Annotated in this window: 1 protein-coding gene; it reads left to right on the plus strand. The window is 39.2% G+C overall.

Going from position 1 to position 1,107, the window contains the following annotated elements; all coding sequences use genetic code 11:
• The first annotated feature begins 195 nt into the window (after positions 1–195).
• The gene (locus tag AB4517_RS15795) at positions 196–1,056 is read left to right on the plus strand and encodes an oligogalacturonate-specific porin KdgM family protein (RefSeq protein WP_017063621.1); all 861 of its coding nucleotides are present in this window, start codon (positions 196–198) and stop codon (positions 1,054–1,056) included.
• The last annotated feature ends 51 nt before the right edge of the window (positions 1,057–1,107 follow it).

Raw genomic sequence — 1,107 nt, forward strand, 5'->3', positions numbered from 1 at the left:
ATTGAGATATTCATAACATTTAGCTATATATTTGGGCCATTAGTCAGAACTTTTTGATAGATCTCACAGAAATCTGACTCAATAATAAATACCATATTTGTCATACATTAATTTAATACCATGTAAGGTATTGGTTTGTGAGCCACGGGTACATTGGATGTATCCAGAATAAAAAAATAATAGTGAGACAAAGGTATGAATTCTGTTACAAAAATTTCTGCAGCTGTTGCATGTACTCTTTTAGCGGGCACAGCTACTGGTGCATCTCTTGATTATCGTTACGAGTATCGTGCTGCGACGGATTATACAAAAACAAATGGCGACACGGCTCACGTAGACGCTCGCCATCAACACCGAGTGAAGCTAGGTGAAAGCTTTAAACTGTCAGATAAGTGGAAGCACTCAACGGGCCTTGAAGTTAAATTCCATACTGACGATTCTTACTACGACGCAGATTCTGGCGAAGTTAAATCAGCAAACAGTAGAAGCTTCTATGACGGCAATTGGTATATTTACGGTATGGAAGTAGAAAATACAGCAACTTACAAAGTCGATAACAACTGGTATCTACAAGTTGGTATGCCGATCGCTTGGGACTGGGATGAGCCGAACTACAACGGCGGTGACTGGAAGATGAAAAAAGTCACTTACAAACCTCAATTCCGTGTTGGTTATAATGCGGATATGGGATTAACGACTGCCATTCGTTACCGTCACGAGTATGCTGATTTCCGCAACCACACTCAATTTGGTGACAAAGATTCAGAGACTGGTGAGCGTTTAGAGTCAGCACAGAAATCAAAAGTCACACTAACGGGTTCTTACAAAATTCAATCTCTACCTAAACTTGGCCTTTCTTACGAAGCTAACTATGTAAAATCGCTAGATAACGTACTTCTATATAATAGTGATGATTGGGAGTGGGACGCAGGTTTAAAAGTAAACTACAAGTTTGGTTCATGGAAACCTTTTGCAGAAATCTGGTCATCTGATATCAGCTCGTCTTCTAAAGATCGTGAAGCTAAATACCGCGTTGGTGTTGCTTACTCATTCTAATAATAAAATAGCCCTCTCCTCTTGTAATTTATTTGGGCATATTTTAATTAC

Source organism: Vibrio sp. 10N.222.52.C3, from assembly GCF_041474195.1.
Classification (GTDB): Bacteria; Pseudomonadota; Gammaproteobacteria; order Enterobacterales; family Vibrionaceae; genus Vibrio; species Vibrio crassostreae_C.

What these genes read in the sequence shown, in the direction of transcription:
- AB4517_RS15795 (WP_017063621.1), top strand. Translation starts at nt 196, where the DNA reads ATGAATTCTGTTACAAAAATTTCTGCAGCTGTTGCATGTACTCTTTTA.